Here is an 8,632-nt window from a genome sequence, read left to right on the forward strand (position 1 = left end):
CTGCAAGTGGCTGACAACGCTACGCGCATCGGCACGCAGACTTCTGTCCAGACCCAGGTCAACGAAAAGCAGGTGAATGACCTGTTCCAAGGTGCCAACCTTCAGGCCACCGGCATGGATTTCCAGCGAAACGGTCGGATCATCCTTTCCAGCCTGGAAGTGGATGAAGAACCGCCGAAGGGCCAATATATTCACTGGCAACGCTGCTACGGATCACTAGCCTACCCATCAAGTTACGGCGTTGAGGGGGATGGCAAGAAGACGAACAAAGGATCGTTCACCGGAATGGGGCCGACCGGGGGCAAGGTCACGGCGCTACCCGGCATCCCGGCCATATTTGTGCAGATCGGCTATCAATACCAGCCCATCATTACCTCCCGGTTCGTGCCGACCGGACCGATCACCGAGACTGCCACCATGCTGGTGCGCGATAGCCGCGACACGTCCGGGCCCGGCATCAATCCTGTCGCCGGGGTGACGCCCTCGACCTGCTAAGTGATGCGCCTTAGCGAATGAGGGAGGTGACGGGGATGCTGACGCGCATGTCCAGGCCATCGGATGGCCACGCGCGCTCGATCACGCCGTCCAACTGCCTGACGATACTCAGGTCCACCAGTTTGCTACCGAAGCCCTCGGCGCGCGGTGGCTGTACACCTTGCACGCCGGATTCCCGCCAGGTGATCGCAAAATTTTCGCCCTGCTGCTGAAACCCGATGGCAAGGGATCCCTCCTCTTGCGAAAGCGCACCATACTTGGCGGCGTTGGTCGCCAACTCATGGAACAGCAGAGCCAACGGCGTGGCGGAACGATCGTCCACACGCAGGTCTTCGCCATCGATCTGGATCCGTCCCCCTGCCGTTTCCAGATATGGCGCGAGAAGTTCATCCAGTAAGCTGCGCAAGCTGGTATAGCCCGCGACCGCGCTTTTCAGATGCGTGCCGGAACTGATCAAGTTGTGCGCACGGCCCAAGGCAAGGACACGACTGCGCAAAGCTTCGCCGCCCTCCGCCATTCCGGGGTGAGACCGCACCGTCAGCGATATGAGCCCGCTGATGATCGAGAAGATGTTCTTGATCCGATGGCTGAGTTCTTGCGAGACAATCTCTGCCTGATGTTGCAGCATCTTGCTGTCGTGGATGTCCGTACACGTGCCGAACCAGCGGGCGATCTTGCCATCTTCAAGCCGGATCGGCAGCGCGCGGCCCAGGGTCCAGCGGTACTGCCCGGACTTGTGGCGCAACCGATATTCGATTTCATACGGATCGCCGGTTTGCAGGGAATGGCGCCACAGCGTCCAGGCGCGCTCCTGGTCGTCCGGATGAAACATATCGTTCCATCCTTCGCCATCGGTGGTCCCCGCCAGCATACCGGTAAATTCGTACCAGCGCGCATTATAATAGTCGTGATAACCATCTGGCCGGGTGGACCAGACCATCTGTGGCATCGCATCGGCCAACACCCGGAAACGCGCCTCGGTTTCATCGAGAACGCGTGTTGCCTGCACATTGTCACGCCGCATGGAAAGCAATGAAACGACGTTCGCGGCCAGAACCGAAAGGCCCTGCCGCTGCATGTCGGACAAGTCGGCGCGTGGCTTGCTATCGATCACACACAATGCGCCCAGTGGGATGCCGGCCTCCGTCACAAGCGGCGCGCCAGCATAGAACCGGATGTTAGGCTCGCCAATTACCAGAGCGTTATTGCGGAAGCGCGCATCATGCGTGGCATCGGGCACCACCATGATATCGGTGCCCATCATCGCGTGCGCACAAAATGAAAGTTCGCGTGGGGTTTCTGTTGTGTCGAGGCCAGTACGCGCGGCGAACCACTGGCGGCGCGTCTCCACGAAGCTTACCAGGGCCACGGGTGTATCGCACAATGTCGCGGCGAAATCCGTTATGGCCTTAAGGCGTGGATCGTCCGCCCAATCACTGATTTCGAAGCTTGCCAGAACCGAGGCGCGGTCATCGTCAGACAAGGCGACGGGCGTCGGGTTCTCGAACTGCATCGAAAATGCTTACCTTCCAAGGGGCTGCACGATCAGAACGCACGCCGCCCGGTCATATAACGCTTGAAGGGCAAAAAGTCATCGCCCTGGCATCGGTCGCAATCAGCTAAATTATCCGTTGGAGCTAATCGTCATTGCAGGCCACGAACCGCCGACATAGCCGGCGGTTCGCGGTGCGACGTCTTACTTCTTGTCTTCGCCAGACGCCTCGGAAACAGCCTTGCCGGCCGATCGCATGTCCTTGCCGGCACCGTTGACCGTGTTGCAGGCGCTTAGCGATAGGACCGTTACCGTCATCGCGATCACCAGGGACTTCTTCATGGTATTCTCCATCGTTTGACTTCCGGGAGGCGCGCCAGCTTGCGACACGCCTCCCACGTACCTTAGTAAGCGCGGCGACGGGCACCGGCTGCCGCGCCGAAGGCGGAGGCAGCGGCACCGATGACCAGCGCCAGCACGATCACGAACGAGGTACCGGCAGCAGCGCCGGCCGCGCTGTCCGCAGCGGACTTGGCAGTTTGCACCGTATCGTTCTTGGCCTTCACGAAGTCCGCCTTGGCGCGATCGACCTGTGCCTGAGCTTCAGGACGGCTGATCTTGCGCTGTGCCGCCACGATGTCGACGATGCGGCCTTCAGCCTGCGCACCTTCGGCACCACCACGCGCGAGCGCGGGAAGCTGCTTGGCGATTTCGGCCTGAGCCTGCTCCGGCGTCATCTGGGCCGGATCGGAAGGAGCATCGGACAAATACTTGGCAGCCTCCTGACGGACGTCGCCATTGTCGATCCCGGCGATCTCCGCCGCCTTGGGAGCGGCCGCGCCCACCGTGCTGCCGGCCGCGCCCGCGACCGCGCCAACCGTGCGGAACGCGCCGCCGATGATGCCGCCCACCGCCGATGTCAGCAGGTAAAGCGTCAGGATCAGCGTTACGCCCCAGACGACAAGACCGTGGACCAGCGCGTCGAAGCGCTCCGTCACGCCCGAAACACGAGCGGCGGCGTAACCGCCAAGGCCCAGCGCGAGGATGGTGGTGATCAGCCAGTAAATGCCTGCCCCGATGCCGAAACCGGTCGCGCCGGGCGTCGTGCCTTCCACGGGATCGACCATGGACAAGCCGATGCCTGTGCCCAGGATGCCTAGGACCAGTTGCACGGCCACGGCGATCACAACGCCCGCAAACGCCGCGCCCCACGATAACCGCGTACGGCCCTTTCCATAAAGGTCGCGATCCACTGGGACCGCCTCTGCTGTCACTATCGTCGCCATATTCACTCCTGCTGCTTCTTGATTTTGAAACTATGGGTGGCAACGGCCTTCTGGTCCGCCTGCCCCTGCTCGACTTCGGCGTCGTCACCGATGAGCTTGCCGATGGCTTCGCGAACCGAAGCCTTGGCCTGGTTTGCCTGACGTTCGGCTGCCTCGGCATCACCGGGGAGTGGATCGGGACTGGTCGAAGTCACCGATTTGCGATCGTCTGGTTTTTTGCTCGCGTCACTCATGAGATGGCGTCCTTGGTCCGCAACGCGGCGATCACGCCGCCATCGTCGAATCCCCGCGCGCGCGCCCACGCCGCCGCTGCCGTTCGCCGGTTGACGCCGATCTTTGCATAAATGCGCGCCACGTGATTACGCACCGTGTTGGCCGACACATCCAACTCGCGCGCGATGCGCTTGTCATCCAGCCCTCGGCAGATCAGCGCCAGAACCTCACGCTCGCGCGCGGTCAGGTCATCGAGAGATGCGCCGCCCTCGTCCGGCTGTGGCGAGCGCAGCCGGGCCAGCTTGTCCATGATCGAGCGGCTGAACCAGCTGGTGTCTTTCATCACCGCCTCGATCGCCTCGACCAGTTCCATCTCTGTGGATTTACGCTGGGTGATATCCTGGAAGGCCCAAAGGAGGCAGGCATCGCCGCCCAGATTGAACGTCTCGGTAGATATGAGGCAGTCGACATAGCTGCCATCCTTCGTGCGGATGCGAGCTTCCTGACCTCGCAGCGCTCCGACGTCTTCGACAGCCCGCTCGATCTGCTCGGCCACGGCATCATTCGCCCAAAGCCCCAGCTCGGTCAGCGAACGGCCGATAATCTGCGTGGAATCATAGCCACTCAGAGCGGAGAAGCTCTCATTCACCTCGCACAGCAAATGCCCATCCCGCGACCCAATCGCCAGAGGGACCGGCGCGACGTGGAAGGTGCGGGTGAACCGCTCTTCGCTATGACGCAGCGCAGACTCGGCCTTTCGACGCGGCTCAAGGTCGGCGAACGTGAAAAGGATGCAGGGCTGCTCGGAAAGATCGATCGGCTGGCCCGCCACGATCACAAGCTTGGTCCCACCATCCGGCAGTTCGAGTTCGGCTTCCATCTGCGGAATGGTCCCGCCGTGCGCGAGCCGTTCCTTCGCCAGATCGCGCCTCTCCGCCTCGCGCAGCACATCGATATCGTACACGGTCTTGCACAGGACCTGATCGCGGACATAGCCCGTCATATCCAGGAACCCCTGGTTGACCTTCACGAACCGCAGGTCCGCCAAGCGACAGATTATGGCCGGTGCGGGATTGGCGTTAAAGGATTGCTCGAACCGATCCTCGGCCTCGTATTGCGCGGTGACATCCTGGATGACCAGAACCACGCAAGCCGGTTCCTCGTCGTCGCCATCGTTCAACACCAGACTGCGTACCTGATGGACCCAGCGCGCCTCTTCCTCACCGGCGACCGTCACCTCTACGACGACCTCCGAGAAGGACTCCCCTGCCACCACGCGCTCGATGGGATAATCGTCAGCCTTCAGCCGATGATTATTGCGATAGCGCAGCTGGAACCGCTGCCGATATGCATCGACATCGGAACCCAACTCCTCAAGCCGTTCAACGCCGTGCATTCGCAAAGCAGCGTCATTGGCCCAGAGCAGGCTCTGATCTGGATCGACCAGAATCACGCCCTCGTCGAGGCCGGCAATGATCTGGCGCAAATGCCGCAGGTCCGCCGTCTCGCGGAGACTTTTTAGGGGAGTAGGCACCTCAGCCGCCCAGGCTCAGACCCGATTCCCACGGATCAGCCACCCGACGGCCAAGCCGATCACGCCCGCCGCAACGGCCCAGATCGCAGGATCGCTGCGCACGCTATCATTTAAAGTCGAGCCGCCACGACGGACGGCATCCTGTGCTTGTCCGGCCACATCATGAAGTCTTTCGCGCGCCTCGTCCGCAAAGGCGGGTGCGCCTTCCAAGACATCTTCGGCTACAGCGCGAGCGCGGCCATAGGCATGCTCCGCTGCCCCCGACACTTGCTTTACCACGCCATCGACCTGCCAGTCCGTGCTGTCGACGGCATCACCGGCCGCCTTTTGAATCTTGCCACCAAGATAGCGAGCTTCACCGCGCAGTTCGTTCTCGTTCATTGAGATTCTCCATTATCAGCGTGAAGTCGTTCAATTTGGCATGTCTCGATCGCGAACGGAGGCAGCCCGAACGGACAGCCATCGGCTTCGTCTACGATGACAAGGGGCCGGTCTTGCAGACCAGCCACACGGCAAGCCGGCATTGAAAGGGAAAGACACGCACTGAAACCGAATTGTCGGCTCGGGCGCTGGTGCGACCCGGTTCGATCCTTTCACCGACATTGCCTGACGTCCAAACAGTTCTCCTTCACCCGGTCGCAATGATCGACCGCTTGATCGGGATTAACTGGTGTTGGAGAAAAGCGTTCCTGGTATCTTTGCGCTGTGTATCTAGTGGTCTTGTACCAAGACAAAACAACCCATTCGTTCGGCAACACGCCGGGTAAAATGGCCCTGACGTCTCGTTTAGTTTTAAAAGGCCTATCCGGTGTTTTGGTGCAAATAGACTATGCGGATGGGCAACGCACTCTATTGCGCGCGGAACCTCCCGGCATAGAGAAACATTTGCGCCCCCAGCATGATCCCAATGGGGGCGTGAACGGCTGCCGCCATCGGTTCGCGAAAGTGCACGGGTGGCGGCGGTTATGAATTCGCCGTCTTCGCTCTTGTGTCAGCGGAGGCGATGCGGGATATCGGCCACCATGCAAAAGGCAGAATCTTCAAGTTCGCAAGATGGCGGCGGCCAGGATGTGCGGCTGACCGTGATGGAAGCCATCGCCAGTCGCAAGGTGGTGGAAGCGCGGTATAATCGTGAGACGATCCGGCTGGCGCCGCACTTGTTGTTCCAGCGCCATGGCGATTTGTTCATCAGCGCCCTGAACCTAGGCAAGACCTGGCGGTCGGACGAGGACCCGCGACTGGGGCAGTTCAAGCTGATCGGTCTGGCCGAAGCCCGCCTCATCGACGAAAGCTTCGATCCCCTCCCCGATTTTACGCCGGATGCTCCGCGCGAAGACGACGTCTCGCTGCTGGCAATCTGATACGTCGACTGGATCGGCATCAGGCGGTGCATTGTTGCAGCCGCCTGATGCCTCTTTCCGTTATTCCAGTTCGAGGATCACCGCATCCACCGCCAGGCTTTGGCCTGCCGTCGCATTGATGGCCTTGACCGTGCCTGACTTTTCAGCGCGGAGGATGTTTTCCATCTTCATCGCCTCGATCACGGCAAGCGGCTGACCTGCCTCCACCTTGTCGCCTTCGGCCACGTTCAGCGAGACGAGCAGGCCCGGCATCGGGCAGATCAAGAAACGGGACAGATCGGGCGCAATCTTCTCGATCATGTGCTGGCTGAGCGGGGCCAGACGCGTCGGCAATACGCCCAGCTTGTGGATCGCACCACGCGTGGTGATGGTCAGCCCGGACCGGCTGGGCGCGACCTTCAGGCCCAGCATTTCGCCATCGACTTCGGCGGTGACGAGATGCTCGCCGGGTGTGTATTCCATCGCCAGTTCAACCGCGCGACCGTTCACCAGCACTTCGTCTTCGTCGATCACCACCTCGAACGGGGTCTTGCCGATGGTGATGGTCCACTCGCCCGGAGGATCGAGCGGGACGCCCAGCTGGCCGTCCACGCGGCGGGCACGGTCGGCACGGGCGGTGGCGATGAAACCAGCGACAGCGGCAATCTTCTCCAAGGTTTCGTCCGACGCAGCCGCGCCGTGGAAACCCTCGGGATATTCTTCGGCGATGAAGCCGGTGGTCAGTTCACCCGAGCGGAAGCGCGGGTGCTGCATGATCGCGCTGACGAAATCGATGTTGTGGCCCAGGCCTTCGATCTCGAACGTGTCGAGCGCGGCGACTTGCTTGTCCGCCGCTTCGTCACGCGTCGCGCCCCAGGTCACCAGCTTCGCGATCATCGGGTCGTAGAACATCGAGACTTCGCCGCCTTCGTAGACGCCATCGTCTACGCGGACGCCATCGATGCCACGGCGGCCATTCGCCGCACCGTCATCCGTCCAGCCTTCCACCGGGGGCTGATAGCGCACCAGGCGGCCCGTGGACGGCAGGAAGCCGCGATAGGGATCTTCCGCATAGACACGGTTCTCGATCGCCCAACCGTCGATCTTCACGTCGTCCTGCGTAATCTCCAGCTTCTCGCCGGCTGCAACCCGGATCATCTGCTCGACCAAGTCGATTCCCGTGATCGCTTCGGTGACGGGGTGTTCCACCTGCAGGCGGGTGTTCATTTCCAGGAAGTAGAAGCTTTCGCCCGTCGGGTCGGCGCCCGAGACGATCAGTTCCACGGTACCGGCCGAGTAATAGCCCACCGCGCGTGACAATGCGACGCACTGCTCGCCCATGGCCTTGCGCATCTTGGGCGTGACGAAGGGCGATGGCGCTTCCTCCACCACCTTCTGGTGGCGGCGCTGGATCGAGCATTCACGCTCGTTCAGGTAGAGGATATTGCCATGCTTATCGCCTAGAATCTGGATTTCGATGTGGCGCGGGTTGAGGATGAACTTCTCGATAAACACACGATCGTCGCCGAACGAGTTCAGACCCTCACGCTTGGTCGCCTCGAAGCCTTCGCGCACGTCCTTCTCGTCGTACGCCAGGCGCATGCCCTTGCCGCCGCCGCCGGCCGAAGCCTTCATCATCACCGGATAGCCGATCTCGTTCGAGATCCGGACGGCGTGCTCGGTGTCCTCGATCTCACCCACGAAGCCGGGGACGACGTTGACGCCGGCAGCCTTGGCCAGCTTCTTGGATTCGATCTTGTCACCCATTGCGGCGATCGCGCCAACGGGAGGGCCGATGAATTCAATGCCTTCCGCCGCCAGCGATTCAGCAAACGAAGTCCGCTCCGAGAGAAAGCCATAGCCCGGGTGCACCGCATCGGCGCCGGTCTGCTTGCAAGCAGCGATGATCTTGTCGGCGATCAGGTAGGACTGCGCCGCGGGTGCGGGCCCGATATGCACGGCTTCGTCGGCCATCTGCACGAACGGCGCGCGCGCGTCCGCGTCTGAGTAGACGGCGACGGTCTGGATGCCCATGCGGCGGGCGGTCTTGATGACGCGGCAGGCGATCTCGCCGCGGTTCGCGATCAGGATCTTCTTGAACACGGTGGTTCCTCTCACTTGAGACGCTGTGACAGACGCATTTCTCCGCTTACAGCGGGATATTGTCGTGTTTTTTCCAGGGGTTTTCGAGTGTCTTGTTGCGCAGTTTGCGCAGGGACAGGGCGATGCGGCGGCGGGTGGAGTGGGGGTAGATCACTTCGTCGATGTAGCC

At 61.6% G+C, this 8,632-nt stretch carries 9 protein-coding genes; 2 read left to right on the forward strand and 7 right to left on the reverse strand.

The window, feature by feature from the left end:
- Positions 1-495, forward strand: a 495-nt coding sequence (locus tag ACHWRX_RS10245; protein WP_394659118.1) for a pilus assembly protein, incomplete at its 5' end; no start/stop codon positions are given.
- Between the two features lie 10 nt (positions 496-505).
- On the opposite strand, the gene ACHWRX_RS10250 is transcribed toward ACHWRX_RS10245, so the two are convergent.
- The 6 genes from ACHWRX_RS10250 to ACHWRX_RS10275 form a co-directional block, all read right to left on the reverse strand.
- Complete coding sequence (locus ACHWRX_RS10250; RefSeq protein WP_394659119.1) at positions 506-2,008, reverse strand: sensor histidine kinase; 1,503 nt, start codon at positions 2,006-2,008, stop codon at positions 506-508.
- Between the two features lie 183 nt (positions 2,009-2,191).
- The gene (locus ACHWRX_RS10255; protein ID WP_394659120.1) at positions 2,192-2,329 is read right to left on the reverse strand and encodes an entericidin A/B family lipoprotein; all 138 of its coding nucleotides are present in this window, start codon (positions 2,327-2,329) and stop codon (positions 2,192-2,194) included.
- 62 nt (positions 2,330-2,391) lie between these two features.
- Positions 2,392-3,240, reverse strand: coding sequence for a hypothetical protein (locus ACHWRX_RS10260; RefSeq protein WP_288417355.1), 849 nt, complete (start codon positions 3,238-3,240; stop codon positions 2,392-2,394).
- Positions 3,241-3,275: 35 nt separating this feature from the next.
- The gene (locus tag ACHWRX_RS10265) at positions 3,276-3,506 is read right to left on the reverse strand and encodes a hypothetical protein (protein ID WP_394659121.1); all 231 of its coding nucleotides are present in this window, start codon (positions 3,504-3,506) and stop codon (positions 3,276-3,278) included.
- Positions 3,503-5,020 carry a PAS domain S-box protein gene (locus ACHWRX_RS10270; RefSeq protein WP_394659122.1) on the reverse strand — a complete coding sequence of 506 codons (1,518 nt, stop codon included), beginning with the start codon at positions 5,018-5,020 and terminating at the stop codon, positions 3,503-3,505. Before ACHWRX_RS10270 ends, ACHWRX_RS10265 begins: the two co-directional genes overlap by 4 nt.
- A gap of 15 nt (positions 5,021-5,035) precedes the next feature.
- Positions 5,036-5,401 (reverse strand): CsbD family protein, encoded by a 366-nt coding sequence (locus ACHWRX_RS10275; protein ID WP_394659123.1) that lies wholly within the window; start codon positions 5,399-5,401, stop codon positions 5,036-5,038.
- A 641-nt stretch (positions 5,402-6,042) separates the two neighbouring features.
- Here ACHWRX_RS10275 and ACHWRX_RS10280 point away from each other — a divergent pair.
- Entirely contained in the window at positions 6,043-6,381 is a 339-nt protein-coding gene (locus tag ACHWRX_RS10280) for a hypothetical protein (RefSeq protein WP_288483856.1), read from the forward strand.
- A gap of 60 nt (positions 6,382-6,441) precedes the next feature.
- Here the strand turns inward: ACHWRX_RS10280 and ACHWRX_RS10285 are convergent, their stop codons facing one another.
- Positions 6,442-8,463: a biotin carboxylase N-terminal domain-containing protein gene (locus ACHWRX_RS10285; RefSeq protein WP_394659124.1), complete on the reverse strand. Its 2,022-nt coding sequence runs from the start codon at positions 8,461-8,463 to the stop codon at positions 6,442-6,444.
- Positions 8,464-8,632: the final 169 nt, after the last annotated feature.

This window comes from uncultured Novosphingobium sp. (assembly GCF_964277725.1).
In the GTDB taxonomy this organism is placed as follows: domain Bacteria; phylum Pseudomonadota; class Alphaproteobacteria; order Sphingomonadales; family Sphingomonadaceae; genus Novosphingobium; species Novosphingobium fluoreni.

What these genes read in the sequence shown, in the direction of transcription:
- ACHWRX_RS10280 (WP_288483856.1), top strand. Translation starts at nt 6,043, where the DNA reads ATGCAAAAGGCAGAATCTTCAAGTTCGCAAGATGGCGGCGGCCAGGAT.
- ACHWRX_RS10275 (WP_394659123.1), bottom strand. Translation starts at nt 5,401, where the DNA reads ATGAACGAGAACGAACTGCGCGGTGAAGCTCGCTATCTTGGTGGCAAG.
- ACHWRX_RS10250 (WP_394659119.1), bottom strand. Translation starts at nt 2,008, where the DNA reads ATGCAGTTCGAGAACCCGACGCCCGTCGCCTTGTCTGACGATGACCGC.
- ACHWRX_RS10265 (WP_394659121.1), bottom strand. Translation starts at nt 3,506, where the DNA reads ATGAGTGACGCGAGCAAAAAACCAGACGATCGCAAATCGGTGACTTCG.
- ACHWRX_RS10255 (WP_394659120.1), bottom strand. Translation starts at nt 2,329, where the DNA reads ATGAAGAAGTCCCTGGTGATCGCGATGACGGTAACGGTCCTATCGCTA.